The sequence below is a fragment of the Methylobacterium sp. C25 genome (assembly GCF_021352225.1).
In the GTDB taxonomy this organism is placed as follows: domain Bacteria; phylum Pseudomonadota; class Alphaproteobacteria; order Rhizobiales; family Beijerinckiaceae; genus Methylobacterium.
The window spans coordinates 815946-842215 of sequence record NZ_JAAUVI010000001.1 but is presented as its reverse complement, the minus strand read 5'-3'; the positions used below and the strand labels follow the sequence as shown (position 1 = coordinate 842215).

27 protein-coding genes are annotated in these 26270 nt (G+C 66.9%); 11 read left to right on the top strand and 16 right to left on the bottom strand.

The window, feature by feature from the left end; genetic code table 11:
• The first annotated feature begins 1 nt into the window (after position 1).
• A complete protein-coding gene (locus HCU64_RS03970; protein WP_233382461.1) occupies positions 2-1414 on the top strand; it encodes an amino acid permease in 1413 nt (470 codons plus the stop codon).
• Here the strand turns inward: HCU64_RS03970 and HCU64_RS03965 are convergent.
• The 6 genes from HCU64_RS03965 to cpdR all read right to left on the bottom strand — a co-directional run bounded on the left by HCU64_RS03965 (position 1402) and on the right by cpdR (position 4800).
• Entirely contained in the window at positions 1402-1905 is a 504-nt protein-coding gene (locus tag HCU64_RS03965; protein WP_233382912.1) for a TIGR00645 family protein, read from the bottom strand. The genes HCU64_RS03970 and HCU64_RS03965 overlap by 13 nt on opposite strands.
• A gap of 80 nt (positions 1906-1985) precedes the next feature.
• Positions 1986-2651 (bottom strand): peptide-methionine (S)-S-oxide reductase MsrA, encoded by a 666-nt coding sequence (gene msrA, locus HCU64_RS03960; RefSeq protein WP_233382460.1) that lies wholly within the window; start codon positions 2649-2651, stop codon positions 1986-1988.
• Between the two features lie 85 nt (positions 2652-2736).
• On the bottom strand, positions 2737-3222 hold the full coding sequence (locus HCU64_RS03955) for a DUF1178 family protein (RefSeq protein WP_233382459.1): 486 nt from the start codon (positions 3220-3222) through the stop codon (positions 2737-2739).
• Between the two features lie 21 nt (positions 3223-3243).
• A complete protein-coding gene (locus tag HCU64_RS03950; RefSeq protein WP_233382458.1) occupies positions 3244-4086 on the bottom strand; it encodes a carbon-nitrogen hydrolase family protein in 843 nt (280 codons plus the stop codon).
• A complete protein-coding gene (grxC, locus tag HCU64_RS03945; protein ID WP_233382457.1) occupies positions 4086-4343 on the bottom strand; it encodes a glutaredoxin 3 in 258 nt (85 codons plus the stop codon). The genes HCU64_RS03950 and grxC overlap by 1 nt, the downstream gene beginning before the upstream one ends.
• 100 nt (positions 4344-4443) lie before the next feature.
• A complete protein-coding gene (gene cpdR, locus HCU64_RS03940; protein WP_147045432.1) occupies positions 4444-4800 on the bottom strand; it encodes a cell cycle two-component system response regulator CpdR in 357 nt (118 codons plus the stop codon).
• Between the two features lie 148 nt (positions 4801-4948).
• Here cpdR and HCU64_RS03935 point away from each other — a divergent pair, with 148 nt between their 5' ends.
• On the top strand, positions 4949-5851 hold the full coding sequence (locus HCU64_RS03935) for an N-formylglutamate amidohydrolase (RefSeq protein WP_442785899.1): 903 nt from the start codon (positions 4949-4951) through the stop codon (positions 5849-5851).
• Between the two features lie 243 nt (positions 5852-6094).
• On the opposite strand, the gene HCU64_RS03930 is transcribed toward HCU64_RS03935, so the two are convergent.
• The 3 genes from HCU64_RS03930 to HCU64_RS03920 form a co-directional block, all read right to left on the bottom strand.
• Positions 6095-6775 carry a DUF4142 domain-containing protein gene (locus HCU64_RS03930; protein WP_233382455.1) on the bottom strand — a complete coding sequence of 227 codons (681 nt, stop codon included), beginning with the start codon at positions 6773-6775 and terminating at the stop codon, positions 6095-6097.
• Between the two features lie 127 nt (positions 6776-6902).
• A complete protein-coding gene (locus HCU64_RS03925; RefSeq protein ID WP_233382454.1) occupies positions 6903-7418 on the bottom strand; it encodes a phosphate-starvation-inducible PsiE family protein in 516 nt (171 codons plus the stop codon).
• 102 nt (positions 7419-7520) lie between these two features.
• Positions 7521-8084, bottom strand: a complete 564-nt coding sequence (locus HCU64_RS03920) for a DUF4337 domain-containing protein (RefSeq protein ID WP_233382453.1) — start codon at positions 8082-8084, stop codon at positions 7521-7523.
• A 112-nt stretch (positions 8085-8196) separates the two neighbouring features.
• On the opposite strand from HCU64_RS03920, the gene HCU64_RS03915 reads away from it, so the two are divergent.
• Positions 8197-8928: an MBL fold metallo-hydrolase gene (locus HCU64_RS03915; protein WP_233382452.1), complete on the top strand. Its 732-nt coding sequence runs from the start codon at positions 8197-8199 to the stop codon at positions 8926-8928.
• Between the two features lie 67 nt (positions 8929-8995).
• On the top strand, positions 8996-9526 hold the full coding sequence (locus HCU64_RS03910; RefSeq protein ID WP_233382451.1) for a DUF2059 domain-containing protein: 531 nt from the start codon (positions 8996-8998) through the stop codon (positions 9524-9526).
• A 16-nt stretch (positions 9527-9542) separates the two neighbouring features.
• Here the strand turns inward: HCU64_RS03910 and hemA are convergent, their stop codons facing one another.
• Positions 9543-10826: a 5-aminolevulinate synthase gene (hemA, locus tag HCU64_RS03905; RefSeq protein WP_233382911.1), complete on the bottom strand. Its 1284-nt coding sequence runs from the start codon at positions 10824-10826 to the stop codon at positions 9543-9545.
• A 415-nt stretch (positions 10827-11241) separates the two neighbouring features.
• Between hemA and HCU64_RS25560 the strand changes: the two genes are divergently transcribed.
• Together HCU64_RS25560 and murA are read left to right on the top strand one after the other, a co-directional pair.
• On the top strand, positions 11242-11442 hold the full coding sequence (locus HCU64_RS25560; protein ID WP_442785898.1) for a hypothetical protein: 201 nt from the start codon (positions 11242-11244) through the stop codon (positions 11440-11442).
• 141 nt (positions 11443-11583) lie between these two features.
• Entirely contained in the window at positions 11584-12873 is a 1290-nt protein-coding gene (murA, locus tag HCU64_RS03900; RefSeq protein WP_233382450.1) for a UDP-N-acetylglucosamine 1-carboxyvinyltransferase, read from the top strand.
• 54 nt (positions 12874-12927) lie between these two features.
• Here murA and HCU64_RS03895 read toward each other — a convergent pair whose 3' ends face one another.
• Positions 12928-13239, bottom strand: coding sequence for a hypothetical protein (locus HCU64_RS03895; protein WP_233382449.1), 312 nt, complete (start codon positions 13237-13239; stop codon positions 12928-12930).
• Positions 13240-13501: 262 nt separating this feature from the next.
• On the opposite strand from HCU64_RS03895, the gene HCU64_RS03890 reads away from it, so the two are divergent.
• Both HCU64_RS03890 and HCU64_RS03885 read left to right on the top strand, forming a co-directional pair.
• The gene (locus HCU64_RS03890; RefSeq protein WP_233382448.1) at positions 13502-14920 is read left to right on the top strand and encodes an EAL domain-containing protein; all 1419 of its coding nucleotides are present in this window, start codon (positions 13502-13504) and stop codon (positions 14918-14920) included.
• A gap of 92 nt (positions 14921-15012) precedes the next feature.
• Entirely contained in the window at positions 15013-15912 is a 900-nt protein-coding gene (locus tag HCU64_RS03885; RefSeq protein WP_233382447.1) for a TIGR01459 family HAD-type hydrolase, read from the top strand.
• 24 nt (positions 15913-15936) lie between these two features.
• On the opposite strand, the gene HCU64_RS03880 is transcribed toward HCU64_RS03885, so the two are convergent.
• Complete coding sequence (locus HCU64_RS03880; protein ID WP_233382446.1) at positions 15937-17223, bottom strand: PQQ-dependent sugar dehydrogenase; 1287 nt, start codon at positions 17221-17223, stop codon at positions 15937-15939.
• Positions 17224-17623: 400 nt separating this feature from the next.
• On the opposite strand from HCU64_RS03880, the gene trxA reads away from it, so the two are divergent.
• On the top strand, positions 17624-17944 hold the full coding sequence (gene trxA, locus HCU64_RS03875; RefSeq protein WP_233382445.1) for a thioredoxin: 321 nt from the start codon (positions 17624-17626) through the stop codon (positions 17942-17944).
• A gap of 151 nt (positions 17945-18095) precedes the next feature.
• Here trxA and HCU64_RS03870 read toward each other — a convergent pair whose 3' ends face one another.
• From HCU64_RS03870 to HCU64_RS03855, 4 genes are all read right to left on the bottom strand, one after another.
• On the bottom strand, positions 18096-18974 hold the full coding sequence (locus HCU64_RS03870) for an outer membrane protein (RefSeq protein ID WP_233382444.1): 879 nt from the start codon (positions 18972-18974) through the stop codon (positions 18096-18098).
• 260 nt (positions 18975-19234) lie between these two features.
• Entirely contained in the window at positions 19235-20560 is a 1326-nt protein-coding gene (locus HCU64_RS03865) for a bifunctional folylpolyglutamate synthase/dihydrofolate synthase (protein ID WP_233382443.1), read from the bottom strand.
• Between the two features lie 54 nt (positions 20561-20614).
• The gene (gene accD / locus HCU64_RS03860; RefSeq protein ID WP_233382442.1) at positions 20615-21493 is read right to left on the bottom strand and encodes an acetyl-CoA carboxylase, carboxyltransferase subunit beta; all 879 of its coding nucleotides are present in this window, start codon (positions 21491-21493) and stop codon (positions 20615-20617) included.
• Between the two features lie 130 nt (positions 21494-21623).
• On the bottom strand, positions 21624-22592 hold the full coding sequence (locus HCU64_RS03855; protein ID WP_233382441.1) for a hypothetical protein: 969 nt from the start codon (positions 22590-22592) through the stop codon (positions 21624-21626).
• Positions 22593-22998: 406 nt separating this feature from the next.
• On the opposite strand from HCU64_RS03855, the gene dnaK reads away from it, so the two are divergent.
• Together dnaK and dnaJ are read left to right on the top strand one after the other, a co-directional pair.
• Positions 22999-24915, top strand: a complete 1917-nt coding sequence (gene dnaK, locus HCU64_RS03850) for a molecular chaperone DnaK (protein ID WP_233382440.1) — start codon at positions 22999-23001, stop codon at positions 24913-24915.
• 142 nt (positions 24916-25057) lie between these two features.
• Positions 25058-26209 carry a molecular chaperone DnaJ gene (dnaJ, locus tag HCU64_RS03845; protein ID WP_233382439.1) on the top strand — a complete coding sequence of 384 codons (1152 nt, stop codon included), beginning with the start codon at positions 25058-25060 and terminating at the stop codon, positions 26207-26209.
• Positions 26210-26270 lie beyond the last annotated feature (61 nt).

Sequence of the window (26270 nt, the reverse complement as noted above, 5' to 3'; positions counted from 1 at the left end):
CATGACCGTCCCCGCCCAGGTGCCTCGCCAGGACACGCTCGCCCTCCCGCGGCCCGACGGCACGGCCGGGACCCTGCGCCAGGGGCTCCGTCAGCGCCATCTCGGCATGATCGCGCTCGGCGGCATGATCGGTGCCGGATTGTTCGTCGGCTCGGGGTCCGTCATCCGGCAGGTCGGGCCGGGCGCCTTCCTCTCCTATGCCGCCACCGGTCTGCTCATCATCCTGGTGATGCGGATGCTCGGCGAGATGGCCACCTCGGCACCTTCCACCGGCTCGTTCGTCACCTATGCGCGAGAGGCATTGGGTGATTGGGCCGGGTTCTCGACGGCGTGGCTCTACTGGTATTTCTGGGTGATCGTCGTCGGCTTCGAGGCGGTGGCCGGTGCCGGGCTGCTGCAGGTCTGGTTGCCGCAAGCGCTGCTCTGGACGCTGTCCCTCGGCCTGATGCTGCTGATGACGGCGACGAACCTCACCTCCGTCGGCGCCTATGGCGAGTTCGAGTACTGGTTTGCCGGCATAAAGGTTCTGGCGATCCTCGCCTTTCTCGTCATCGGCGGCTCCTTCGCCCTCGGCCTCTGGCCCGGCCATCCGATGGACCTGTCGCATTGGACGCGCGGCGGAGGCCTGTTTCCCAACGGGGTCGGCGCGATCTTTTCCGGGATCGTCGTGGTGGTCTTCTCCATGGTTGGCGCCGAGATCGCCACGGTGGCCGCCGCCGAGACACCTGAGCCCGCGAAGGCCGTCGCGCGGGCGACCCGCACCGTCGCCATCCGGATCATCGTCTTCTACGTCGGCTCGATCCTGCTGCTCACGCTCATCCTGCCTTGGGACGGCTTGGCGCCGGGCGGCTCGCCCTTCGTCGCCGCCTTCGAGCGGATGGGGTTCGGCTGGGCGGGCGACGCGATGAACGCGGTGGTGCTCACCGCTGTCCTGTCCTGCCTGAACTCGGGCCTCTACACCGCCTCCCGGATGCTGTTCGTGCTCGGGGAGCGTGGCGAGGCGCCGAGGGCGCTGATGCGGCTCAACCGGTCCGGTGTGCCGATGCCCGCGATCCTCGTTTCGACGGCGATGGGCTATCTCGCCGTGGTGGCAGCCTATCTTTCGCCGGATGCCGTCTTTCTGTTCCTGCTCAACTCGTCCGGCGCCGTCATCCTGCTGGTCTACCTGGCGATCGCGGTCTCGCAGTTGATCCTGAGACCGCGCATCCCGCCGGATCGCCCGGTCGTGCGGATGTGGCTGTACCCTTACCTGACGCTCGCGACGATCGCCGCGATGCTCGGCATCCTGGCCGCCATGGCCTTCCAGCCGGAGACGCGCTCGCAGTTGCTGCTCAGCCTGCTCTCGGCCGCGATCGTGCTGGCGGCCTACGGCGTCCGGCGCCGGCTCGGCGGCCGGACCGACTACGTGTCGTGATGGCCGGCGGACATGCGGTCGGTCAGAGCCATCAGGAGCCCCGAGATCACGAAGACCATGTGGATGCCGACGAACCAGCCGAGGTCACGGTCGCTGTAGTTCTTCATGTCCATGAAGGCCTTGAGCAGCTGAATCGCCGAGATCGCGACGATCGACGAGATCAGCTTGAGCTTCAGCCCAGTGAAATCGATCGTGCCCATCCATTCGGGCCAGTCCTTGTGGTCCGTATGGTCGAACTTCGAGACGAAGTTCTCGTAGCCTGAGAACATCACGATGATTAGCAACGAGGCGGTGAACGACAGGTCCACCAGCGTCAGCACGCCGAGGATGGTCTGAGACTCGTTCAGCTCCAGCAGGTGCCCGGCGAAGTGCCAGATCTCCTGGACCAGTTTGACCAGCAGGATCAGCAGCCCCAGCACCAGGGCCGCGTAGAACGGCGCGAGCAGCCATCGGCTCGCGAAAAGAAAGCGCTCGAAGCCCCGTTCCAACATCCGTCCGCCGATCCCCTCTGCGACCGGCAGCGGATGTCGCATGCGGGTGCCGCGTCTTCAAGCGGCCCCGCTTTCGACGATCAAGCCGCTGCGGTGCCTGCGCCGAGTCCCACCGGGCACGACACGCCGGTGCCACCGAGGCCGCAATACCCGGCAGGGTTCTTGGCCAGATATTGCTGGTGGTAGTCCTCGGCGAAATAAAAGGCTTCCAACGGCGCAATCTCGGTGGTGATCGCTCCGTAGCCCTGCTCCGCAAGCGCCCGCCCGTAGCTCTCGCGCACCGCGTGAGCGGTCGCGGCCTGGGCCTCGCTCATCGTGTAGATGCCGGAGCGGTACTGCGTGCCCGTGTCGTTGCCCTGGCGATAGCCCTGGGTCGGATCATGGCTCTCGAAGAAGGTCTTGAGCAGCGACTCGAGCGGCAGCACGGCCGGATCGTAGGCCACGAGCACCACCTCGTTGTGCCCGGTCAGGCCCGAGCAGACTTCCTCGTAGGTCGGGTTCGGCGTGAAACCCGCGGCATATCCCACGGCCGTGACGAAAACGCCCTCAGGCAACTGCCAGAACTTCCGCTCTGCACCCCAGAAGCAGCCGAGGCCGAGCACAATGGTCTCGATACCGGGCGGGTAGGGACCTTTCAGCGGGTTGCCGTTGATGAAGTGCCGCTCGGCGGTGGGCAGCGGTGTCGCGCGGCCGGGAAGGGCGTCCGCGGCAGACGGCATTTCAGCGCGCTTGCGGAAGAACAGCATGGATACGCCTCTCGCATGTCGGGAGATGTCTTGGTCCCGAATATGGGGTGCGATCCCCGTTGTTGCGATGGGCGTACCGAGCGGCTCAGTGCCTGTCGTCGGGCGCCGGCGGCAGTGGCGCGACCTCGATCCCCTCGTCGATGAGGGCGCGGGCCTCTTCGAGGCTCGCCTCGCCGTAGATCGCGCGGGTCGGCGCATCGCCGTAATGCATGGCGCGGGCCTGCTCGGGAAACTGCGCTCCGACATTGTCGGCTGAGCGTGTCACCTCCTCGCGGACCGCCCGCAGCAGGGCGCGCAGACGCCGCTCCGGTTCGGCGATCATCGGGATCGCAGCGTCCGGCGCCGCAGCAGGCGGCGTTTCGGCTTGCGTCTCTGCCGGTGCGGGCAGGCCGCTCCGCTCCCTGTCGCGGCGCGCGACGGCGGGCGCCATCAAGGCCTTGGAGATCTTGCGCGAGTCGCAGATCGGGCAGGTGACGAGGCCCCGTTCCGCCTGCTCATCGTAGGCGCTGCCGGAGGGGAACCAGCTCTCGAAGCCGTGGCCGGAATCGCAGGCGAGGGTGTAGCGGATCATGGGACTTCAGATGGGGACGGCTCAGGCGTGCCGCACGCTGAAAGGCCGCGCATTGCGCAGGGCCGGGATACGTCCCCGCACCTCGGTGACTTGGGCGAGATCGATCTCCGCGAGAATGATGCCGGGTTCGTCGCCGTCGGCCTCGGCCAGGATGCGCCCCCACGGGTCGACGATCAGCGAGTGCCCGTAGGTCTCGCGGCCATCCTCGTGCAGGCCGCCCTGGGCCGCCGAGATCATGAAGGACCCCGTCTCCACCGCGCGGGCGCGTTGCAGCAGGTGCCAATGCGCCTCGCCCGTCTGTCGGGTGAAGCAGGCGGGCGCGGTGAGCACCTCGGCCCCGGCCTCGGCCAGCGCGCGGAAGATCGCGGGAAAGCGGATGTCGTAGCAGATCGAGATGCCGATCTTCGCCCAGGGCAGGCTCGCCACCACCGCGCAGTCGCCGCCCGTGTACGTCGCCGATTCCCGCCAGCTCTCGCCGTTCGGGAGGTCGACGTCGTAGAGGTGGACCTTGTCGTAGGCGGCACGGATCTCGCCGTCGGCGTCGATCAGGAAGGCGCGATTGGCGATCTTGTCGCCGTTCCTGACCGCGAGGGAGCCGATCTGGACGACGACCCGGTTCTCCCGCGCGGCCTCGCGCAGGCCGGCGAGCGTCGGATCGTTCTCCTGCGGTCCGATCCTGTCGAACAGCCGCGCCCGATCGCGCTCCACCAACGAGGTCATCTCGGGGGTCTGGACATAATCGGCGCCCCGGCCGGCGGCCTCGCGGATCGCGGTGACGGCCGCATCGCGGTTGGCCAACGGCTCGCGGCCCGAGCGCATCTGCACGCAGGCGGCGACGAAGCGAGAAGGCGCGGCGTCTGCCATCAGGGGTTCAGCAGGGGATCGAGACGGCCCCCTCTGTCGAGGGCATAGAGGTCGTCGCAGCCGCCGACATGCGTCTCGCCGACGAAGATCTGCGGCACGCTGGTGCGGCCGCTGGCGCGCTGCATCATGGCGAGCCGCGCGCCCGCGGTCTTCTCGACGTCGATCTCGTTGAAGGCCGCGCCCTTCTCCTTCAGCAGGCTTTTCGCCGCCGAGCAGTAGGGGCACCAGGCTGTGGTGTAGATGGTTACCGGCTGCATAGTTTGGGAAGGCCGTGCCAGGGATTGCACAACCCATATAGTGTCCCGGCAGGCGGTTCCTATTGCAGGCGCCACACAGGCGCCCAGCTTTGCCGACGGCTCAGGCGGCCAGCAGCTTCTCGACCTCGTTGACGAGTTCGCGCAGATGGAAGGGCTTCGAGAGCACCTTCGCGTCCTTCGGGGCCTTCGAGTCGGGGTTGAGGGCAACCGCGGCGAAGCCCGTGATGAACATCACCTTGATGTCGGGATCGAGCTCGGTGGCGCGGCGCGCCAGCTCGATGCCGTCCATCTCCGGCATCACGATGTCGGTCAGCAGCAGTTCGAAGGGCTCTTCGCGCAGCCGGTTATAGGCGGAGAGGCCATTGTCGAACGACAGGACCTCGTAGCCGGCGTTCTGGAGCGCCTTGGCGAGGAAGCGGCGCATGTCGTTGTCGTCTTCCGCCAGAAGGATCTTCATCGCACGGCTTCCTGGGGCTCTTCTGGGCCCGAAACGACTCGGTTGTTCTTTCCATAAAGCGGCGGGTTGGTAAACACGACGTTAAGGGTTGCGCGGCGGCCCCGGTGTCGCGGCTCGGTGGACAGGATCGCGCGCGCGCAGCAATAGTATGCCGATGACCGAGCGCCCCGCGCCCCAACCTTCCGGTTTCGAGCCGCCTTTCGCCGTGGACGAGCCGGACGCGCACGCGGTTCCGTTCGTGTTCAATACGCCACACTCGGGCGCCATCTATCCGGATCATTTCCTGGCCGCCTCGCGTCTCGACTCGTTGTCGCTGCGGCGCTCCGAGGACGCGCATGTCGACCGCCTGTTCGCGCCCGTCGTTGCGCTGGGTGCGCCGCTGATGCGGGCGAACTTTCCGCGCGCCTATCTCGATGTGAACCGCGAGCCCTACGAGCTCGATCCGCGCATGTTTCTCGGGCGGCTGCCGCCTTTCTCAAACACCCGATCGATGCGGGTGGCGGGAGGGCTCGGCACGGTGCCGCGCATCGTCGCGGATGGGCAGGAGATCTATCGCGAGCGGCTGCCGGTCGAGGACGCGCTCGCGCGCATCGAGCACCTCTACAAGCCGTATCACCGGATGCTGCGCAGCCTGATCCAGCGCACGGTGAAGACCTTCGGCAATGCCGTGCTGGTCGATTGCCATTCGATGCCCTCGACGAGCCTCGGCCGCAATGAAGACCCCAGGACGGACGTCGTGCTCGGGGACCGCTTCGGCACAGCCTGCGCGCCGGCCTTGATCGACAGTTTCGAGCATCACATGCGGGCGTGCGGCCTGCGCGTGGTGCGCAACAAGCCCTATGCCGGCGGTTTCATCACCGAGCATTACGGCGAGCCGAACCTGTCCCGGCACGCCTTGCAGATCGAGATCAATCGCGACCTCTACATGAACGAGCGCACGCTCGCCCTGACGGCCGATTTCGATGGTCTGGTGGAGTGCCTGGCGCAGGTCGTGGCGGCAGTGGCGGCCGATTGGTCTGGCTGGGGCACGCAGCGTATCGCCGCCGAGTAGATCTCGCCTGACCGAGACCAGCCCAAAAAGAAAAAAGGCCACTCCCGAAGGAGCGGCCCGAAGTCTAGGGAGGAAACGCCCAAGAAGGGCTGCAAGACCGCGACGCCATCGCGATCTCGCAATGCACAAGATACAGTGCGGCGCACAAAGCGCAAGCGGGCGTGCATGAAAATTCCCCGCGCTGAGCGCATGGCCGGCTTGTGAGGCTCGCAAGCTATGCAACTGTGAGGGGCGCTGGAGGGGTCAGCTCCCCAGGCTCAGGTCGATATTCGAAGAGCGATCGTGCTCCGCAGCAATGTAGGGCAGGGCCTCGTTGGCGAAGCGACGCCCCTGCGCGCTGTCGCCGCCGCGCGAATAGCCTTCGTAGAGTGCGAGTGCCTGGGCGTCGGCACGTGCCTGCTGCGCGACGTAGATCTGATCGAAGCTGCCGGGATCGGGAGCTGCGCGAAGCTGGTCGACCCTGGCCTGGCCTTGTGGACCGAGGGCGACGCGTCGGCCGGGCTGTCCCGGTTCGCCGTCGACGATCCGCGTCGTGACGGCCACGGGGGTGAGCACGATGCTGGAAGGATTATCGGAGGCGGACACGTCACCCATGCGGTCGAAGGCGATGAGTCCACCGGCCGTGAGCAGAGTGCCGGGCGGAAGCAGGGCTTCCGTCGTCGCCTTGCGGGTCTCGATCACCCGGCGGGCATAGTCGCGAACGTCGCGATTGTGCGAGCGCTGCAGGGCGAGCCGGCTCGACGCAATGCTCGCGGCATCTGAGCGAAGGGCCTCGGTGCGGAAGGTGCTGGTGCTCGTGACGGCGCTGAAGGCGACGGGGGGCTCGGACGGCACGATGCGGACGGGTAATGGCTCCTGCGCAAGGGCGGGGCCGGCGAGAACCGCGGACAGGCCGAATGCGGCCAGGGCGAGGGTCTGTTTCATCTACGCTGCTCTTCATCGACGCGTGTTCTGCGCCGGTCATGCCGGCGCAACCGGCCGACCAACAAGCGGGAAGAATCGCCGTTCCTGCATTCCAGCCTTGTGCGGAGCGGGTTTCCCGCTCACGCCGCTACTCCTCGCCGGCGGCCTGCGGTTGCGCCGGCTCGGCGCGGTGCAGGAGGAAGATCGAGATCACCATCACCAGGATGAGCCCGGCGAGCACGCCGAGTTCGACCATCGAGGCGTTGAACAGGGCCTGTCGCTCGGCGGTCATCGACCCGTGCATCACCTCCGAGGATTGGAGTGTGATCACCAGGACCCGCCGGATCGAGGCAATCAGGCCGACAATCAGGAACGGCTCGCAGGTCAGCCGGCCCGAGCGCATCGAGACCCGCACCGTGTGCAGGATCTCGACGATCATCAGTAGAAAGAGCAGCCGGTCGATGACATCGAGCATCGGCTGCGCGCCGCCGAACTTCTTCAGCGCCTCGAACAGCACGCCGGCGGCATCAAGCAGCGCGAGGGCGGCGGTCACTGCGAGCAGGCCGCCGAGCAGGGCGTAGACCAGGTGCTCGGTGTGCAGGAAGAGGAAGGCCGACAGCTTGGTCAGCCGGTTCTCGACCTCGTCATCGGAGCGCTGTGCCATGGCCGGCCCATCCGCTGCGGCTCGGACAAAGGCCGCCGGGCGCAACTCTGACAGGCGCGTCCGGCGAAGGCTATACTTCTCCTTGCCGCGGCCCGCTCGACCTCAATGCAGGAACGGCAGCGTGTGCGGCGCGAACAGGCCGAAGGCGGCGAGTGCCAGACCGGCGAAGCCGAGGAAGCCCCCGGCGAAAGCGAGCAGCACGATCCCGGTGATCACCTGGGCCGAGGCCAGCACGATCCCGACCTGGAAGGCGGCCGAAGCCAGCTCGTAATGATGATAGCGCTCCAGGGCGAGGTCGCGCTTGTGCTCGGAGGCCTGGGCCTTCGCGGCGAGCTCCTTGCGGCCCTCGCCGGTGGCGGGCTCGGATTCCCAGCGGGCGATGGTCTTGGCCCAGTCCTCGCGCTTGGCCTTCACGGCGGCCTCGTTACCCGGAGCGGGCGTCGTCAGCGCCAGGGTCTCGTCGGCGGTCTTGAGGACGGTGGCACGGATCGTTCGGGCCTGGAAATACGCCCATTGGTTCGAGGCCTCGACATTGGCGCCGAGCGCTTCGGTCTGCGCGCTCTTGGCCAGCGTTTCGGCGCCGGCGAGAAACAGCGCCAGGATCGAGATCAGCAGCGCCACGCGCTTGTTCGACCCCTCGATCGCCCCGTGACCGCCACCCGACATCCGTGTCATCCCTCAGTGATTCGCAAGCGTCGCAGTCACAGCCCATGACGGGACGGCGCGCAACGCGAAACTGCTTCGGTGGATTGATCCTCGACAACGGGACGAAACGACCATGCGGCTTCAGGTTCTCGGTTGCGGCGACGCGTTCGGATCGGGCGGGCGCTTCCACACCTGTTTCCATGTCGAGGCGGAGCGAACCAACTTCCTGATCGATTGCGGCGCATCCTCGCTGATCGCGATCCGCCGCTTCGGTGTCGACCCGAACGGGATCGACACGGTCTTCATCACCCATCTGCATGGCGACCATTTCGGTGGCCTGCCCTGGCTGATCCTCGACGGGCAACTGGTCAGCCGGCGGACCAAGCCGCTGGTCATCGTCGGGCCGCCGGGAACCGAGGCACGGCTTTTCGCGACCATGGAGGCGCTGTTTCCGGGCTCGAGCACGGTCGAGCGCCGTTTCGCGGTGGAGGTTCAGGAGATCGAGGCGGGGGCACCGCTGACGGTTGGCGAGGTCACAGCCAGCGCCTTCACCATGCGGCACCCCTCCGGCGCACCGTCCCAGGCGCTGCGCCTGGAGAGCGGTGGCAAGGTCGTGGCCTATACCGGCGACACCGAATGGGTCGACGCCATCGTGCCGGCTGGCCACGAGGCCGATCTTCTGATCGCCGAGGGCTACACCATCGAGCGCCCGGTGAAGTTTCACCTCGACTGGGCGACACTGAAGGCTCGCCTGCCGGAGATCGCTCCGAAGAAGCTGATGCTCACGCATATGAGCGAAGAGATGATCGCGCATCCGCCGGAGGACTACATCGCGGCCGAGGACGGTTTGGTCGTCGCGTTTTGAGCCCTGTCGCCGTTGCGTCGTAGAAGGAGGATAATCCGCTCTCCTCGCGAGATAAGGAATCCTCTTCATGCGCCTACTGGTCGTAGCCGGACTTTTCTCCCTCGGCGTCTGTCTCTCGCCGGCTCTGGCGGAGGCGCCTGCCAAACCCGGCGCGACGCCACAAGTGGCGGCCGATCCTGAGCGTCTCGCCGCCGCGAAAGAGGTCGTCGCAGCCGCGCAGGGTGACCGCGCGGCGGTTCTGGCGGCCATGAAGACCCCAATGGTCGGGATGATGCAGCAGATGGGCATCAAGGAAGTCGACCGGGCGCAGATCATGGTCGACGAAGTCGTGCTGCCGACGCTTGCCGCGCACTACGACGACCTGCTCTCCGTCCAGGCTCTCGCCTTCGCGGCGGTTCTGTCGAAGGACGACCTGAAGGCCGTTGCCGCCTTCTATGGAACCCCGGCCGGCAAGAACATGGTCAAGGCCCAGCCGCAGCTCTCCCAGGCCATGCTGACCGGCATGCAGCAATGGATGGGCTCGCTGACCCCGGAACTGCGTGACAAGATCGCCAAGGCCTCGCAGGCCCATGGCTGGGACAGGTCCGCCAAGCCCTGAGGCTTCGACGGCCGCCTTACTCTGCCGCGGCGGCGAAGATCGTGCCTGCCCGCGGCAGGTCGAGCGTGTCCCAGGTCTCGACGAGCGCTGCCGTCAGGGTGGCGATGCAGGCATTGTCGTGGAACGGCGTCGGCGTGATGCGCAGGCGCTCCGTTCCACGCGGCACGGTCGGGTAGTTGATCGGCTGGATGTAGATGCCGTGATGCTCGAGCAGATGGTCGGCGGCCGCCTTGCACAGCTCGGCATCGCCCACCATCACCGGCACGATATGCGTGTCGGTGGCGAGCACCGGCAGGCCGGCGGCGTCAAGCGCAGCCTTGGTCTGCGCGGCTTGGCGCTGATGCGCCTCGCGCTCGGTCTTCGAGCGCTTGAGGTAGCGTACGGAGGCGCGGGCCGCGGCGGCGATGGCCGGGGGCAGGGCGGTGGTGAAGATGAAACCGGCGGCATGGCTGCGCACCGCATCGCAGAGCACGGCCGAGCCGGTGATGTAGCCGCCGACGCAGCCGTAGCCCTTGGCGAGCGTGCCCTCGATCACGTCGATGCGATGCATGACGCCGTCACGCTCGGCGATTCCCGCACCGCGCTCGCCGTAGAGGCCGACCGCGTGGACCTCGTCGATATAGGTCATCGCGCCGTAGGCATCGGCGAGGTCGCAGATCGCCTCGATCGGCGCGATGTCGCCATCCATCGAGTAGACCGACTCGAAGGCGATGAGCTTCGGACGGTCGCCGGCCTCGCGCAGAAGCTGCTCGAGATGGCCGAGATCGTTGTGGCGGAACACGCGCTTTTCGCAGCCCGAGTGCCGCACGCCCTCGATCATCGAGTTGTGGTTGAAGGCGTCCGACAGAATCAGGCAATTCGGGATCAGCTTGGCGATCGTCGAGATGCCGGTCTGGTTCGAGACGTAGCCCGAGGTGAAGACGAGGCCCGCCTCCTTGCCGTGGAGGTCGGCGAGTTCACGCTCCAGATCGACCAGGGGCGAGTTGTTGCCGGCGATGTTGCGGGTGCCGCCTGCGCCGACGCCGCAGCGCTTGGCCGTGTCGGTCATCGCGCCGACGACCTTGGGGTGCTGGCCCATGCCGAGATAATCGTTCGAGCACCATACCGTGATCTCGCGGGTGCCGCCGTCGGGCTTGCGCCACTTCGCCTGCGGAAAGCCGCCCGCGATCCGTTCGATATCCGCGAAGACGCGATAGCGGCGCTCGGCATGCAGCCGGTCGACGGCCTCACGGAAATGTCGGTCGTAATCGATCTTGGGCGAGGAACTGGCCCGAGCTTTGCTGGGACGGTCGAAGTCCATGTCCAGACGATCGGAGTCGATGGTCTGCTCAGGCACTAGTGTCACGGGCATCCGTCCTCGACGCTCTTCTCGGCTGCGGGCTTCGATGCCTCTCGACCAGCCGCAGGACCGGTTTCGCTACGGGAGGGTACCCTCCGCAGTGGCCCGGCCGAGTGTGTTCTGTGGCCGGGACAATAGTAGGGATTTTGGAATTGGTTCAAGGTGACTTCTGGGCAATGCTGGCCTGCACCTGTTGAGACGGCTTCGCGAAATCGCTAGCGGTCTTGGAGTGTAGGATGCGGCCGCTCCCGAGCCGGCAGAGGTCGCGTTGCGAAAAGTCGTGTTTCGGCAGACGTCTAGCGCCGCTGACGGCTATTGGCCCGGACCGGCTCGAGCGGCGACGATGCGTCGCGCAATGGAGACGGGGTCTTAGCCGATGTCGCGCCAGGAACGGTTGAAGTCAGCCCTGCGAGACAATCTCAAGCGCCGGAAAGAACAGGCTCGCGGCCGGGCGCAGACCATTGACCATGACCCCGAGCAGACGGAGCCGAGGCCGCCCGCGGAAACGCCGGCCGGCAGCGGGAACGACGGATCGAACAAAGCGCTGCGGGACGTCGCCGACGCTCACGATGCATGACGGCCACAGCGCATGACTTCCGCGATCCCCCGTCATCCTCTTTCCGCCCCATAGGCCTTATACTTGGCCGTTTAGAGGGGCATCGGCCCCGAACATGATCGGTGCGGCGCTCGGCAGACGGGTTCGCGCCCGGGGAACGACATGGACCGCATCCACATCACTGGCGGCGCGCAGCTCAATGGCGTGATCCCGATCTCGGGCGCGAAGAACGCGGCTCTGCCGCTGATGATCGCCAGCCTGATGACCGGCGAGACGCTCGAGCTCATCAATGTCCCGCGCCTTGCCGACATCGCCTCGTTGCTGCGCATTCTCGGCAATCACGGCGTCGACCACATGGTCGTCGGCAAGCGCCCCGGCCAGACCACCGAGACCGGCCAGACCATCCGTCTGACCGCCTCCAACATCATCGACACCACCGCTCCCTATGATCTGGTCTCGACCATGCGGGCGAGCTTCTGGGTGGTGGCGCCGCTTCTGGCGCGCTTCGGAGAGGCGAAGGTCTCACTGCCCGGCGGATGCGCTATCGGCACGCGGCCGGTCGACCTGCTGATCATGGCGCTGGAAAAACTCGGCGCGCAGATCGAGATCGACGGCGGCTACGTCATCGCCAAGACCAAGAACGGCCTGCGCGGCGCCGAGATGAGCTTCCCGAAGGTCACGGTCGGCGGCACGCATGTCGCGCTGATGGCGGCCTCGCTCGCCTATGGCACCACCGTCATCGACAACGCGGCGCGTGAGCCCGAGGTCGTCGACCTCGCCGAATGCCTGATCAAGATGGGCGCTCGCATCGAAGGCGCCGGCACCTCGCGCATCGTGGTCGAGGGCGTCGCCCGGCTCGGTGGTGCGCGCCACGAGGTCCTGCCGGACCGCATCGAAACCGGCACCTACGCCATGGCGGTGGCGATGACCGGCGGCGACATCGTCCTGGAGAATACCCGCGCCGACCTGCTGTCCTCGGCGCTCGACCTGCTCGGCACCACGGGGGCGGAGGTGTCTTCGGTCCCCGGTGGAATCCGCGTCCGCCGCAACGGCGGTGGAATTCATGCAGCCGACGTCACGACCGATCCCTTCCCGGGCTTTCCGACCGATCTGCAGGCGCAGTTCATGGCGCTGATGACGCTGGCCAAGGGCCGGTCGACCATTCGCGAAACCATCTTCGAGAACCGCTTCATGCACGTGCAGGAGCTGGCCCGGCTCGGTGCCAAGATCCGCCTCGACGGTGACCTCGCCATCGTCGAGGGGGTCGATCGGCTGAAGGGGGCGCCGGTCATGGCGACCGATCTGCGCGCCTCGGTCTCGCTGGTGATTGCCGGTCTCGCCGCCGAGGGCGAGACCCAGATCAACCGGGTCTACCATCTCGATCGCGGCTTCGAGGCCCTCGAAGCCAAGCTCGGCCGCTGCGGCGCCGAGATCCGGCGCGTCCGTTCCTGAGACGTTGTCCGGCGAAGCCGTTCTTCGCCGGACATCATATCCTGAACCCGCGCGTCAGTATCCGTTATCGATCGCGCCACGCTTCGGGCCGAAGCCGGGAATATCGCAGCGGCACGGCGAATCCTGCGGTGCCGGCGGGTAGGGGCAATTGCCGCGCTTGGTCACACAGAGGCTTCCCTGGCGCCCGTAGGGCCGCGGGCGCGGGCGATACTCGTCGTCATAGTGGCGCTCGTAACGGCGCGGGCGATCGTATTCATCGCCATTGTAGTATGGGCCACCATATTGGGCGGCTGCAGGTACGGCGCCGACCGCCATTCCCAACACCGTCGCGGCCATCGCTGCCAACGCCACTCGCTTCACGATCATTCGCTGCCATCCCTCGCGCGCAGGCCATCGCGCAGACACTGCCGATCGCCTCGCCTTGTCGCCTCATCGTCCGTCGTCGAACCAGGCGCTCGTTACAAACTCATTTCTATCGGTGGCGGATGAACCGAGGCTGACACCGCGGACAATGCCACACCTTGGCATTATCGGTTGGTGACTTGACTGGGAGCGCGATGGCGCCTTGCGGCCGAGTCGCGCCCTCGCCAAAAAGGTTAATCTGCTTCTGGTTGCGCTGACCTGTGAGATGAAGACCCCGATGGCCAAGTCGATCGGCCTGCGTGGCGGCCTCTGGACCATCGGTCTCGTCGGGCTGCTGGTTGTGCTGCCCCTGTCGATCGTGGCCCCCGTCGCGGGAGCGCTGGGCCTGGCCGTGCTCGGGCTCATGGCGACGCTTCTGACCGCGATCATGCAACAGCGCCGGGTCACCGGTCTCTCGGCCTCTCAGGAGAAGCTGTCGAGCGAGATCGGCGTGCTTTCACAGCGCCTGCTCAAGGCAGAGGCCGCGATCACCGTCGCTGCCCGCGCCGTTCTCGCGAAGACGGAGCCGCCGGCTGACGCGCCGACGGCCGCCGACGAGACGCTAGCCGCCGGAGTCGAGGACGTCACACGCGAGATAGGCCTGCTCAGCGGCATCGTGCGCGAACTCGCCGAGGTCGTCTCTGCCCAGGAGGCCGAGATCGGACGTCTCAAGGCCGCACCCGCGCCTGTGACACCGACGGAAGCGCCGCCCGCTGGCCCGCTGCGCCGGGTTCCCATGCCGGGCACGACGTTCAAGCCGCCTGCCTTCGTGCCGGCCAATCGCGATCCCGAGCACGAGGCTGCGCTGATCGAGGCATTCGATGGCGACGGCCTCGAAGTCTGGTTGCAGCCCATCGTGACGCTGCCGCAGCGCAAGGTGGTCTCCTACGAGGCGCTGGCCCGCCTCAGGCTCGGACCCGAGATCCTGGCGCCCGAAGCATTCCTGCCGGCGCTGGAGCGACAGGGCCGCACCACGGCGCTCGACCGCCGCATGATCCGCAGCAGCACGGTGATCGCCCGGCACCTGCAGGGCCGCGGCAGCAATGCGACTGTGGCCTACGGCCTCTCGCCCCTCTCGCTGTTCGAGCCGGATTTCCTGCGCTCGCTCGGCGGACTCGTTTCCGACGGCTCGGACATCGTCGGCCGTGTGACCGTGACCCTGCCGCAGGCGAGCTGGCGCAGCCTCGACGCCGAGCAGAACGCGGTTCTCGGCGCCCTGCGCGGACGCCTCGGCTTCGGTCTCGACCGGCCGACGGACCTCCGCTTCGACTCTGGTCAACTTGCCGAGCGGGGTGTCTCGCAGATCAAGGTGCCGGCCGCGCTGCTGCTGCGGCCGCCTTCCCGGGAGACGATGCCCGACATCGCGGTCGAGGACCTCGTCACCGCCCTCGGCCGGGCCGGCATCCGGCTGGTGGCGACCGAGGTCGAACGCGAGGGGGAGGTTCCCGACCTGATCGATCTCGACGTCCCAATGGCTCAAGGCACCGTGTTTGCGGGGCCGAAGGCAGTGCGCGCAGAGGTCTTCGCCGAGGCCAAGACTTCCGCTCCCGCGGCCGCCACGCAGGATGGCGGCGAGACTCAGCCGGCATCCGAGCCGCCCCCGCAGCGCAAGGCCTTCCGGGATTTCCTCCGCCGCGCCGTATGACGGCAGCAGGCGTCTGGTCTCACCTCCAGGCGATTGATTTCCAGGGCCGTCGTCCCTAACCGGACGGACATTCTCCCAGATTCGAGATGTCCATGTCCGACCGCGCCGCCGCGGCCCCCGTTCCCACGCTTCGCGGCTTCGCGGAGGTGGCCGAATCCTTCGACCTCGTCCTCTGCGATGTCTGGGGTGTGCTCCATGACGGCCGGATCGGCCACAAGGCGGCCGGTGAGGCACTCATCCGCTACCGCCGACTGCCCGGCGAGCGCCCGCGCCGCGTCATCCTCGTCTCGAATGCGCCGCGCCCGTGGCGCGGGGTCCAGACCATCCTCGACGGCTACGGCGTGCCGAGGGAGGCCTACGACGCCATCCTGACCTCGGGGGACCTAACGCACGAGCTGTTGGCGCATCATCCGGGCGAGCGGGTCTATCACCTCGGCCCGGACCGCGACCGGCCGATTTATGACGGGCTCGATCTGGCGCTGGTCGAGGCTGCCGAGGCGCAGCGCGTGGTCTGCACGGGCCTGTTCGACGACGATACCGAGACGGCCGAGGATTACCGGGAGGCTCTCGCCGACTTCCGGGCAAGAGAGATCCCGATGATCTGCGCCAACCCGGATCTCGTGGTCGAGCGCAATCGCCAGTTGATCCCCTGCGCCGGTGTCATCGCTGCGGCCTATGCCGAGATCGGCGGCGAGGTCGTCTATGCCGGCAAGCCGTACCGCCCGGTCTACGACGCGGCCCTGGCCAAGGCTGGAGCGCTCGACGGCCTGCCTGCACCCGACCTCGCGCGGGTCGTGGCGGTGGGCGATGCCATTCGTACCGACATCGCCGGGGCCAGCGCGGCGGGTATCGCCTCGATCCTCGTCGCCCGCGGAATCCATGCCGAGGAACTCGGCATCACCGCCGAGCACCACAGTCTCGGCGACGTGGCCGACTGGCTCTCGCGACAGCCGGTCACGCCGGATGCGGTGATCGAGCGGCTGACCTGGTAGGCTGCCGCTCGACGGGTGCGAGGCTCAGCTGCCCTTTTTGGAGGTCAGCTTGAGAATCTCACCGTTCTCGCCCTCGGTGACGGCGTAGATCGCGCCGTCCGAACCGACCTTCACGTCGCGGATGCGATGGTCGAGGGGCACACGCTCTTCCGTAACGACGGTGTCTCCGGCGAGCTTGAGCACGACCAGGCCCTTGCTGACGAGGCCGCCGATGACGAACTGGCCCTTCCAGGCGGGAAAGACGTCCTTGTCGTAATAGGCAATGGCCGACGGGCCGATCACCGGGTCCCAGTAATAGACCGGCTGCGAAGTGCCGGCCGCCACGGTCGCGCCGTCTGCGATCTTCTCGCCCGAATATTCGAGGCCGTAGCTTGCCAGCGGCCAGCCATAATTGATGCCGGGGCGCGGACGGTTGAGCTCGTCGCCGCCGCGTGGGCCGTGCTCGACGATCCAGAGGCGGCCCTGGCCGTCGAGCGTCGCGCCTTGCACGTTCCGGTGGCCGTAGGACCAGATCTCGGGCTTCGCCTTGTCGCTGCCGGCGAAGGGGTTGTCCTTCGGTGCGTTGCCGTCGGTGTCGATGCGGAAGACCTTGCCGAGGCCGCTGGTGAGATCCTGGGCCTGTCCGCGGGTCTGCTTGTCGGAGCGCTCGCCCACGGTGACGAACAGCTTGCCGTCCGTCGAGAAGACGAGGCGCGAGCCGAAATGCTTGTCGCCGTCATAGGTCGGCGTCTGGCGGAAGATCACCTTCAGATCGTCGAGCTTGGCCGTGCCGCCGGTCTCGATCAGCTTGGCTTTCGCGACCGTGGTTCCGTTGCCCTTCTCGCGCGGCTCCGAATAGCTGATGTAGACGAGCCTGTCGGCGGCGAAGCTCGGGCTGAGCGCGATGTCGAGCAAGCCGCCCTGCCCTCGGGAATCGACCTTCGGCACGCCCGCGATCGGATCGCCGACGGCGCCGTCTTTCGAGACGATGCGGATCTTGCCTGCCTTCTCGGTCACGATCATCCGACCGTCCGGCAGGAACTCCAGCGCCCAGGGTGAGGCCAAGCCCTTTGCGACCGATGCGACCTCGACCTCCGTCTTCTGCGCAGGCTGAGGCGCACGGGTCTGGTTCGGCAAGAGGGGCTTGTAGTCGGTATTTGGTGCCTGCGACTCGGCGGTGCTCCCGCTGCCGGAGGCGTTCGGGGCCTGGAACGCCTCGCCCCCGACGCGCGCTGCCGGGGTGCCCGCATTGTTGGTCTGGGCGAGGCACGCCTGCTGGCCCAGCCCGAGGGTGGCGGCGGTGGCGAGCAAGAGGAAGAGAGTGCGCTTCACGTGATCACATCCTTAAGGTCGGGCATGGCCGCGGATGGGTCCGCCGTCCGGGCGCCTTGCCGGTCCCAGCGACGCTGGCGCCGCAAGGTTCGGGATAGGTCTGGTAACCGCGAGTCGGCGCGGGTCACACCCGCAGATGGGGCGGCAAAGCCTCGCGGCGAGGGCTGAAGGCATCATCGGCACTGCCAACCGATGCGCGTAAGGGTTTTCGCTCCCGCGTCAGAACGTTTGATCGGCATGAGGTATCCGCGTGCCAGGGCTGCCTCCAGCGAAGGCGCCTTGACCGTGCGATGGCCCGTCGCCAATTCTGCAATCAGTCCCCGGCGTCGATCCTCAGTGAGGATGGTCGCTCGATACGGCGTGGGTCCGCGGGGACACGAGATTGCGAAAGGGTTTGACGATGGCGACGGTCAAGGTAACCGATGCGAGCTTCGAGCAGGACGTTCTTCAGTCCGCCGAGCCCGTCGTCGTGGATTTCTGGGCGGAATGGTGCGGCCCCTGCCGTCAGATCGGTCCGGCGCTGGAGGAGATTTCCGCGGACCTTCAGGGCAAGGTGAAGATCGCCAAGGTCAATGTCGACGAGAATCCCGGCATCGCCTCGACCTATGGCATCCGTTCGATCCCGACGCTGATGATCTTCAAGGACGGCAAGCTGGCCAGCCAGAAGGTCGGTGCGGCGCCCAAGGGTGATCTGTCGCGCTGGATCCAAGCGAGCGCCTGACCGCTCTCCGGCACGATCGTCGATTAAGCGAAGGCCCGGCCGTGAGGCCGGGCTTTTTGTTTGTCGCTGCGTCTGCCGGGTCGGTCCAAACGAGAAAAGCCCGGCCAGTTGGCCGGGCTTTCCTTTGAGGGTCGAGACCCGTGGGTTCGGCTTAGTACGAGCCGAACTTGTAGTTGATGCCGGCGCGCACGACGGCGAACTCGGTGTCGGTGCGGCCACCGGGGCCAGCCACGAGCACGTTGCCACCGGTACCGGTCGCGAAGGTGGTGCCAGCGCCGTTGATGGCAAAGGTGCCAGCATTTCGGCCGTTCTGATCGAGGTTCACGTACAGACCTTCGACCTTGAACGTCACTGCCGACGAGCGGAAGAAGTTCAGGAACGAGTCGGTGGGCAGAGCGTATTCGATACCGCCGCCGACAGCGTAGCCGGTCTTGAAGTCGTCGGTCGAGGAGTTCGGCAGGCCGAACTGACGGCCGCCGCCAGCGCCGTAGGCGAAGCCGCCGGTGGCGTAGAACAGGACGCGATCGAACGCATAGCCGAGACGACCACGGACGGTGCCGAAGTAGTCGAGGCCCGACAGGCCGTTCGGGTTGAAGAACAGGACGCCCGGATTGGCGACGCCGCCAGCCACAGCGAACTGGTTCCGGCCGCGACCGAAGTCGGCGTACTGGGCGTCGGCTTCGACACCGACAACCACGCCCGAACCCGGGGTGAACTGATAGTTGTAGCCGATCTGACCACCGCCGACGAAGCCGTCGTTGTTGGCGCCGTTACCGAAGGCGAGAACGCCCGTCGTGGCAGCGCCAGCGCCGTTCAGCACGAGGCCGTTGGCCGGAACGCCGATGATGGTCGGAGCCTGATCACCAACGCCGAAGCCGTAACCAGCGTTGAAACCGGCGTAGAAGCCCGTCCAGGTGAAAACCGGAACCGGCGTGAAGACGGGAGGAGCAGCGCGACGCGGCAGGTCAGCAGCGGAAGCGGCAGCGGTGAGCGCCGTGAAGGCGGCGAACGATGTGAGAAGCTTTTTCATTTTTTGATCCCCAGCGAGGTGCCCGATCGCCGGAGAAGCTAGACCATTCCCCATCGAGGGGATGTAGCCTCGAGGACACACCGGCCGCTTCGAGACATCCGGATGTATCCGACAGAGTGATCGATGGTCCGCTCTGCAGAGGCGATTCCCCTCGCAACCGCCTGAATCACATTATCGGCATTCGATGCATTCTTGGTTACTGGATACTTAATTAGAGCTGCCGCCCGCCGCGGTCGCGATTGCTGGCGAGAGCTTCAGCTCTAGACCGGCGGCGTCCCGTTCGCTTCGAGAACGGCGCCCGCAAGATAGAGCGAGCCGCAGATCAGCACGCGGGGCGGCCGCTCGAAAGCCTCGCTCGACAGGCCAAGCAGGGCGGCCTCGGTGCCGCGCGCCACACGGGTGGCGAGCCCGACGGATTGCGCGATCTGCGCGACCTCGTCTGCCGGACGGGCAGCGATCTGGCCGGGAATCGGCACTGCAACCAGGATTCGCGCGAGGCCGACGAAGTTCTTCAGGAAGCCCTCGGCATCCTTGGTTCCAAGCAGTCCGACGACGAGCACCAGCGGCACGTCGCTCCGCTCGCACAGGTCGGCCATGGCGGCGGCGAGGATGCGGCCGCCATCCGCGTTATGGCCGCCATCGAGCCAGAGCTCGGCATCCTTCGGCATCAGGTCTGCGAGTCGCCCGCGGGTGAGTCGCTGCAGGCGTCCCGGCCAGTCGACGTTGCGCAGGCCCGCCTCGTAGGTGGCCGTTCCGAGATCGCCGAAGCCAGCCGCGCGCAGGGCGGTGATGGCGGTTCCGGCATTCACGAGTTGATGGCGTCCGGTGAGTCGCGGCAGAGGCAGATCGAACAACTCGGTCTCGTCCTGATAGACGAAGCGGCCGTTCTCCTGATGGACCGAGAAATCCTGGTTGCCGACGAGAATCGGTGTGGCACCGACTCGCTCGGCCTGCCGGCACAGCACCGAGTCGGCCTCGGCATAGTCTTGCGCGGCGATCACGGCCGGGCAGCCGCGCTTGAAGATGCCGGCCTTTTCGGTCGCCACCGATTCGAGCGTGTCGCCGAGATACTCGGCATGGTCTCGACCGATCGGGGTGACGACGGCGCAGGCGGGTTGAGCGATGACGTTGGTGGCGTCGACCCGACCGCCGAGGCCGACTTCGAGAAGAAGCACATCGGCCGGGGCTTCGGAGAAGAGTAGCAGGGCCGCAGCGGTGGTGATCTCGAATACCGTGATCGGATCGCCGGCATTGACCGCCTCGCAACGTGCGAAGGCCTCGGCGAGGCGCTCCTCCGGCACGAAGGTGCCTCCGCCGATGCCGCCGATCCGGATGCGCTCGTGGAACCGCACGAGATGCGGCGAGGTGTAGACATGCGCGGCAAGACCACCGGCTTCGAGAATCGCCCGCATGAAGGCGATGGTCGAGCCCTTGCCGTTGGTGCCGGCAACGTGGATCACCGGCGGCAGGCGCCGCTCCGGATGGTTCAGCTTGGCGAGAAGGCTCTCGATCCGGCCGAGCGACAGGTCGATCGTGCGCGGATGAAGGGCGAGGAAGCGCCCCATCAGGGCGTCTGAAGAATCCATGTCTCGCTGATCGCGGTCTTCGTCGTTGGTTGGCCGGTCACGATGACCGGCGGATCAGGCGGCCTTGGCCGTCGGCACATTCAGGAGGAGGCCGCAGAGCCGCGCGATGGTGTCCTTGAGATCCTTGCGATGGACCACCTGGTCGACCATGCCGTGCTCGCGCAGGTACTCCGAACGCTGGAAGCCATCGGGAAGCTTTTCGCGGATGGTCTGTTCGATCACGCGCGGGCCCGCGAAGCAGATCAGCGCGCCGGGCTCGGCCAGATGCACGTCGCCGAGCATCGCATAGGAGGCGGTGACGCCGCCCGTGGTCGGGTTGGTCAGCACGACGATGTAGGGGAGCTTTGCCGCGTTGAGCCGGCGCACGGCAACCGTGGTGCGCGGCATCTGCATCAGCGAGAGGATGCCCTCCTGCATGCGCGCACCGCCCGACGCGGAGAACAGCACGTAAGGCGTGCGCTTCTCCAGCGCCGTCTCGGCGCCGCGAACGAAAGCCTCGCCTGCCGCCATGCCGAGCGAGCCGGCCATGAAGGCGAATTCCTGCACCGCGATCGTCGTCGGCAAGCCGTTGACGCGGCCGAAGCCGATCTTGAAGGCGTCCGGCATGCCGGTCTTCGCGCGGGCCTCCTTGAGGCGGTCGACGTATTTCTTCTCGTCGCGAAACTTGAGCGGGTCGGTGGCGACCTCGGGCAGCGGCACGTCGATCCAGGTGCCCTCGTCGAACATCGTCTTGAGGCGCGCCTGGGCGCTCATCTTGAGATGATGCTCGGAGCCAGGGATCACCCAGAGGTTCTGCTCGACCTCCTTGTGGAAGACCATCTGCCCGGTATCGGGACACTTGATCCAGAGGTTCTCCGGGGTCTCGCGCTTGTTGAAGAGCGTCTTGATCCTCGGGCGAACGACCTCCGAGATCCAGTTCATCGGTTCGACCATGCGAACGTCCCTGCCGCGAAACCACGGATAGTGAGCACGACCGCCCGGCGGGCAATCGGATATCGGCGAGCGCTTTATCCCAGATCCTGTCGCGGCGAAACGGATTGCGCGCGGCGGCCTGTGACCGGCCTCAGTCCGGGATGGCCGAGGTGGCGGCGTCGGGATTGGCGCCATCGACGGGCGCGGGCTTGCGGCGCACGGGCCGCGGCGCGACGCTCGCCGTCGGCGCAGTCACGCCGAGCCGGGTGGCAAGCGAAACCGCGCGGGCCTCGGTGAAACGCAGATGGCAGAAGCCGTGCGCGCCCTCGCGAGCATAGGTCCGGCAGAGCTCCTCGCGGTCGGAGGAGAAGGCGGCCTGTTCCTGAACCACAGGGCGCACGTCCTGGCCACGCACGCGCTGGGTCATGACCTTGTAGTTGTCGTAGACCGCCCGGTCGGCGGTGCCACGGGCGCTGTCGAACTCTCCGGCGCGCGGCATCAGGCTGGCGGCGCCGGGTCCCCAAAGGCCCTTCGGCGTCGTCGCGCAATCCGCGGCGGAGAAGGTGCAAATGGGACTGCCGCCGAGCGGCGTCGCGAGCACGCTGCCTTCGAGCACGTCGAAGCGCAGGGGGCACTCGGCAGCGGCCGCTTCGAACCGCGCGACACCTTCGGGCTTGCCCGACGAGGCGAGAGCGATCGGGTTACCGCCGTTGAGCTTCACAGTGCAGGTTTCGGTCGGCTGCGAGATCTTTGTTCCGGGCAGATTGATCCGGGCGCTGACCGCGGCCCCTGTCCGCTCCAGCTTCAGGCTGCCGGTCAGGCCGTTGAGCAGCAGGTCCTGGCCGACGACGTTGTCCTCTCCCGGTGCCCTGAGCACTACGGGCTGGCGCGGTGGCGGCGGAGCTGCCGGTGCCGCGGGCGGGACGTCGCCAGGAGGTGGAGCGCCGGGCTCTCCGGGAATCGGTGCGCCGGGAACCGGCTGGCGCGGCTGCGGAGGACGCGCCGCGCGGCCTATCCCGAACAGCTCCTCGAAAAAGTTCTGGGCGTTCGCCGGCCCGGCGGCAGCGAGGGCCGCGGGCAGCATCATCGCCGAGAGAAGCAGAATGCGGGGGAGGCGCATCGAAAGTCTCGCCCGTAAAGCGGAGGATTCGGCCGCCGCGATACCGGTCTCGCCGGAGGCGCGAGGGCATCGAGAGGGCAGGGTCGGATGGCGCTCTAGCACGCAACCTGTGGCGGGGACGTGGCGAGCACTTAACATTTCGAGACCAGAACAGCCACTTCGCCAGCGAATCTGGCAGAGGCCGTTGCTTCGCGCCCGTCTCGGCTCATCGTCTTGCGGCTCCGCGACCACATTCTTATATCCGGCGAGGCACGGCGAGGGGGCCGATCCAACCGGATTACGGTGCGGACCCTCCCCCAGTCCGTTTCCACGCTTTCAGTTTTGCACCGCCAGTAAACCCAGCCATGGGCCGAGCTGCTTCGGGGCTCGGCGGTCTGCTTGAACAGAGAACCAGAGGGATCCCACCATGGGTAAAGTCATCGGTATCGACCTCGGCACCACCAATTCCTGCGTCGCCGTTATGGAAGGGTCGCAGGCCAAGGTCATCGAGAATGCGGAAGGCGCCCGCACCACCCCGTCCATCGTCGCGTTTACGGACGATGGCGAGCGCCTCGTCGGACAGCCGGCCAAGCGCCAGGCCGTCACCAACCCGGATCGCACCTTCTTCGCGATCAAGCGCCTGATCGGGCGCACCTTCGACGACCCCCTGACCAAGAAGGACATGGGTCTCGTCCCCTACAAGATCGTCAAGGGCGACAACGGCGACGCCTGGGTCGAGGCCGACGGCAAGCGCTACTCGCCCTCGCAGATTTCCGCCTTCACCCTGCAGAAGATGAAGGAGACGGCCGAGACCTATCTCGGTCAGCCCGTCACGCAGGCCGTGATCACGGTTCCCGCCTACTTCAACGACGCCCAGCGCCAGGCCACCAAGGATGCCGGCAAGATCGCCGGCCTCGAGGTGCTGCGCATCATCAACGAGCCGACCGCGGCTGCGCTCGCCTACGGCCTCGACAAGAAGAAGTCCGGCACCATCGCGGTCTACGACCTCGGCGGCGGCACCTTCGACGTCTCGATCCTCGAGATCGGCGACGGCGTGTTCGAGGTGAAGTCGACCAATGGCGACACCTTCCTCGGCGGCGAGGACTTTGACAACCGGATCGTCGAGTACCTCACGGCCGAGTTCAAGAAGGAGCAGGGTATTGACCTGACCAAGGATAAGCTCGCCCTCCAGCGCCTCAAAGAGGCCGCCGAGAAGGCGAAGATCGAGCTGTCCTCGGCCACCCAGACCGAGATCAACCTGCCCTACATCACTGCCGACCAGACCGGCCCGAAGCACCTCGCGCTGAAGCTCAGCCGGGCGAAGTTCGAGTCGCTCGTGGACGATCTCGTCCAGCGCACCGTTGAGCCCTGCCGCAAGGCGCTCAAGGATGCCGGCGTGACCGCCGCCGAGATCGACGAGGTCGTGATGGTCGGCGGCATGACCCGCATGCCGAAGGTCACCGAGGTCGTGAAGGGCTTCTTCGGCAAGGAGCCGAACAAGGGCGTCAACCCGGACGAGGTCGTCGCCATCGGCGCCGCGGTCCAGGCCGGCGTGCTGCAGGGTGACGTCAAGGACGTGCTGCTGCTCGACGTGACCCCGCTCTCGCTCGGCATCGAGACGCTCGGCGGCGTGTTCACGCGCCTGATCGACCGCAACACCACGATCCCGACGAAGAAGTCGCAGACCTTCTCGACGGCCGAGGACAATCAGAACGCGGTCACCATCCGGGTCTTCCAGGGTGAGCGCGAGATGGCGGCCGACAACAAGATGCTCGGCCAGTTCGACCTCGTCGGCATCCCACCGGCCCCCCGCGGCATGCCGCAGATCGAGGTGACGTTCGACATCGACGCCAACGGCATCGTCAACGTGACGGCGAAGGACAAGGCGACGAACAAGGAGCACCAGATCCGCATCCAGGCCTCGGGCGGTCTGTCCGACGCCGACATCGAGAAGATGGTCAAGGATGCCGAGGCGAATGCCGCCGAGGACAAGAAGCGCCGCGAGCTCGTCGAGGTGAAGAACCAGGGCGAGAGCCTGATCCACACCACCGAGAAATCGGTGGCGGAGCATGGCGACAAGGTCGGCGCGTCCGAGAAGGGCGCCATCGAGTCGGCCATCGCGGCCTTGCGCACGGCGCTGGAAGGCACCGACGTCGAGGCGATCAAGGCCAAGACCAACGACCTGATGCAGGCCTCGATGAAGCTCGGCGAGGCCATGTACGCCGCCGGCCAGGCCGAGGGTGCCCAGGAAGGTGGCGCTGCTCACGAGGGTGAGAAGAAGGACGACGTGATCGACGCTGACTTCCAGGAAGTCGACGAGAAGAACGAGAAGAAGCGCGCCTGATCTCAGGCGTTGCGACGACGGGGCCGGAGCGATCCGGCCCCGATGCGTTCAGTCGCTCTTTCGTGCAGTAACGGTATGAAGACATGCCTGATCCCCGAGCATCCCTCGGGGATCAGGCATGTCGAGGGTTTCGAGGACGGGCATGTCGAAGCGGGACTACTACGAGGTTCTCGGCGTCACCAAGACGGTGACCGAGGTCGAACTCAAAGTCGCCTTCCGCAAGCTTGCCATGGTCCATCACCCGGACCGCAATCCCGGCGACAAGGAAGCCGAGATCAAGTTCAAGGAGGTCAACGAGGCCTATCAGTGCCTCTCCGACGGTCAGAAGCGAGCGGCCTATGACCGCTTCGGCCATGCCGCCTTCAGCCAGGGCGGCGCGGGCGGACCCGGGTTCGGAAACGAGTTCGGCGACTTCATGTCGGACATCTTCGAGAACTTCTTCGGCGACGCGCAGGCCGGGCGTGGCGGCGCACGCGGACGTGGTGGTGCGCCGGGCCGCGAGCGTGGCGCGGACCTCCGCTACAATCTCGAGATCACGCTGGAGGAGGCGTTCTCCGGCAAGACCGAGACGATCAAGATCCCCACCTCGATCGCCTGCGAGGCGTGCTCCGGAACGGGTGCCAAGCCCGGCTCCCAGGCGCGGACATGCCAAACCTGCGCCGGCTACGGCCGGGTCCGGGCGGCGCAAGGCTTCTTCGCGATCGAGCGCACCTGCCCGACCTGCCACGGCCGCGGCGAGGTGATCGATGATCCCTGCACCTCGTGCTCCGGTGCTGGCCGCGTCGAGCGCGAGCGCAGCCTCTCGATCAACGTGCCGGCGGGCGTCGACGACGGCCTGCGAATCCGGCTGGCCGGCGAAGGCGAGAGCGGTCTGCGCGGCGGCCCGTCGGGCGACCTCTACGTTTTCCTGTCGATCGCGCCGCATCTCTTCTTCCAGCGCGACGGCGCCGACCTGTTCTGCCGCGTGCCGATCTCGATGGTCACCGCCGCGCTCGCCGGCGAGATCACCGTGCCGGTGATCGATGGCGGCCAGACGCAGGTGCGCATCCCGGCCGGGACGCAGGCAGGCAAGCAGTTCCGGATCAAGGGCAAGGGCATGCCGGTGCTGCGCTCCCGCGAGGTCGGCGACCTGTACATCCAGGTCTCGGTCGAAACGCCGCAGAATTTGACCAAGCGCCAGCGCGAGCTGCTCCAGGAGTTCGACCAGTCGGCCTCGGCCGAGAACCACCCTGAGAGCGCCGGCTTCTTCTCGAAGGTGAAGGATTTCTTCGTCAGCGGGGCGACGCGTCAGTGATTGCAGGCCGCGGGATCAAACGCGGCATGTTTCCTGTTATGGCTGTGGCGGCAGGTCGCAC

Bases quoted from the DNA above. Each gene is read 5' to 3' on its own strand.
- HCU64_RS03890 (WP_233382448.1), top strand. From the start codon at position 13,502: ATGAAGACCCCGATGGCCAAGTCGATCGGCCTGCGTGGCGGCCTCTGG.
- HCU64_RS03930 (WP_233382455.1), bottom strand. From the start codon at position 6,775: ATGAAACAGACCCTCGCCCTGGCCGCATTCGGCCTGTCCGCGGTTCTC.
- HCU64_RS03970 (WP_233382461.1), top strand. From the start codon at position 2: ATGACCGTCCCCGCCCAGGTGCCTCGCCAGGACACGCTCGCCCTCCCG.
- HCU64_RS03855 (WP_233382441.1), bottom strand. From the start codon at position 22,592: ATGCGCCTCCCCCGCATTCTGCTTCTCTCGGCGATGATGCTGCCCGCG.
- HCU64_RS03925 (WP_233382454.1), bottom strand. From the start codon at position 7,418: ATGGCACAGCGCTCCGATGACGAGGTCGAGAACCGGCTGACCAAGCTG.
- HCU64_RS03955 (WP_233382459.1), bottom strand. From the start codon at position 3,222: ATGATCCGCTACACCCTCGCCTGCGATTCCGGCCACGGCTTCGAGAGC.
- HCU64_RS03950 (WP_233382458.1), bottom strand. From the start codon at position 4,086: ATGGCAGACGCCGCGCCTTCTCGCTTCGTCGCCGCCTGCGTGCAGATG.
- murA (WP_233382450.1), top strand. From the start codon at position 11,584: ATGGACCGCATCCACATCACTGGCGGCGCGCAGCTCAATGGCGTGATC.
- HCU64_RS03965 (WP_233382912.1), bottom strand. From the start codon at position 1,905: ATGTTGGAACGGGGCTTCGAGCGCTTTCTTTTCGCGAGCCGATGGCTG.
- hemA (WP_233382911.1), bottom strand. From the start codon at position 10,826: ATGGACTTCGACCGTCCCAGCAAAGCTCGGGCCAGTTCCTCGCCCAAG.
- grxC (WP_233382457.1), bottom strand. From the start codon at position 4,343: ATGCAGCCGGTAACCATCTACACCACAGCCTGGTGCCCCTACTGCTCG.
- dnaJ (WP_233382439.1), top strand. From the start codon at position 25,058: ATGTCGAAGCGGGACTACTACGAGGTTCTCGGCGTCACCAAGACGGTG.
- HCU64_RS25560 (WP_442785898.1), top strand. From the start codon at position 11,242: ATGTCGCGCCAGGAACGGTTGAAGTCAGCCCTGCGAGACAATCTCAAG.
- cpdR (WP_147045432.1), bottom strand. From the start codon at position 4,800: ATGAAGATCCTTCTGGCGGAAGACGACAACGACATGCGCCGCTTCCTC.
- HCU64_RS03895 (WP_233382449.1), bottom strand. From the start codon at position 13,239: ATGATCGTGAAGCGAGTGGCGTTGGCAGCGATGGCCGCGACGGTGTTG.
- dnaK (WP_233382440.1), top strand. From the start codon at position 22,999: ATGGGTAAAGTCATCGGTATCGACCTCGGCACCACCAATTCCTGCGTC.
- msrA (WP_233382460.1), bottom strand. From the start codon at position 2,651: ATGCTGTTCTTCCGCAAGCGCGCTGAAATGCCGTCTGCCGCGGACGCC.
- HCU64_RS03915 (WP_233382452.1), top strand. From the start codon at position 8,197: ATGCGGCTTCAGGTTCTCGGTTGCGGCGACGCGTTCGGATCGGGCGGG.
- HCU64_RS03910 (WP_233382451.1), top strand. From the start codon at position 8,996: ATGCGCCTACTGGTCGTAGCCGGACTTTTCTCCCTCGGCGTCTGTCTC.
- HCU64_RS03885 (WP_233382447.1), top strand. From the start codon at position 15,013: ATGTCCGACCGCGCCGCCGCGGCCCCCGTTCCCACGCTTCGCGGCTTC.
- HCU64_RS03865 (WP_233382443.1), bottom strand. From the start codon at position 20,560: ATGGATTCTTCAGACGCCCTGATGGGGCGCTTCCTCGCCCTTCATCCG.
- HCU64_RS03870 (WP_233382444.1), bottom strand. From the start codon at position 18,974: ATGAAAAAGCTTCTCACATCGTTCGCCGCCTTCACGGCGCTCACCGCT.
- trxA (WP_233382445.1), top strand. From the start codon at position 17,624: ATGGCGACGGTCAAGGTAACCGATGCGAGCTTCGAGCAGGACGTTCTT.
- HCU64_RS03935 (WP_442785899.1), top strand. From the start codon at position 4,949: ATGCCGATGACCGAGCGCCCCGCGCCCCAACCTTCCGGTTTCGAGCCG.
- accD (WP_233382442.1), bottom strand. From the start codon at position 21,493: ATGGTCGAACCGATGAACTGGATCTCGGAGGTCGTTCGCCCGAGGATC.
- HCU64_RS03920 (WP_233382453.1), bottom strand. From the start codon at position 8,084: ATGTCGGGTGGCGGTCACGGGGCGATCGAGGGGTCGAACAAGCGCGTG.